We start from the raw sequence: 558 nt of genomic DNA on the forward strand, positions 1-558 counted from the left end.
AAATCGCTATTTCAGGGAATACCGAAGGAAGGACAAAATGAAAACAGAACTAACAATAGAGGAGAGTTTGAAGAGGGAAAAAGGAATGATCTTTCCACAGGATTTTTCGGAGAAAACGCTTCTGGCAGTAGCACACAGTCACAATTGTATCAACGCCCTGAAAAAGCAGATCCCAATCAGGCCTACTACATATACAGGGACTAACAGGGCGGATTGTCCTGTGTGCGGATCAACTGTGCGCTGGATGGAGAAGCCGTGGGGCGATTGGTGCAGCAATTGTGGTCAGCGGTTGGACTGGACGGAGAATTAACATTTGGAGGAACTTAGTATGAAGGATACTAATATATACAAGATTTCAGACATACAAAAAGCGCATAAATGTAGTTATTCGGAAGCTTTCAAGGCAAGACGGTTATTATTTTTTATTTCTGATAATGCACTTGAATTGGAAGAAATATTAAGAAAAGATGAGCAAGAAGCGCTGTTGAAATTTTGTATAGAATACGCAAAAAAGGATAAGGTTACACAACAAAACTGATATCAGTAGTATTAGCATTT

2 protein-coding genes are annotated in these 558 nt (G+C 39.6%); both read left to right on the forward strand.

The features are described from left to right. On the forward strand, positions 1-204 hold a 204-nt coding region (locus tag CLFS41_RS30580; RefSeq protein WP_207642655.1), incomplete at its 5' end, for a hypothetical protein. Between the two features lie 124 nt (positions 205-328). Further along, positions 329-538: a hypothetical protein gene (locus CLFS41_RS26710; protein ID WP_007859642.1), complete on the forward strand. Its 210-nt coding sequence runs from the start codon at positions 329-331 to the stop codon at positions 536-538. The last annotated feature ends 20 nt before the right edge of the window (positions 539-558 follow it).

The organism is Clostridium sp. FS41 (genome assembly GCF_000954015.1).
GTDB classification, from domain to species: Bacteria; Bacillota; Clostridia; order Lachnospirales; family Lachnospiraceae; genus Enterocloster; species Enterocloster citroniae.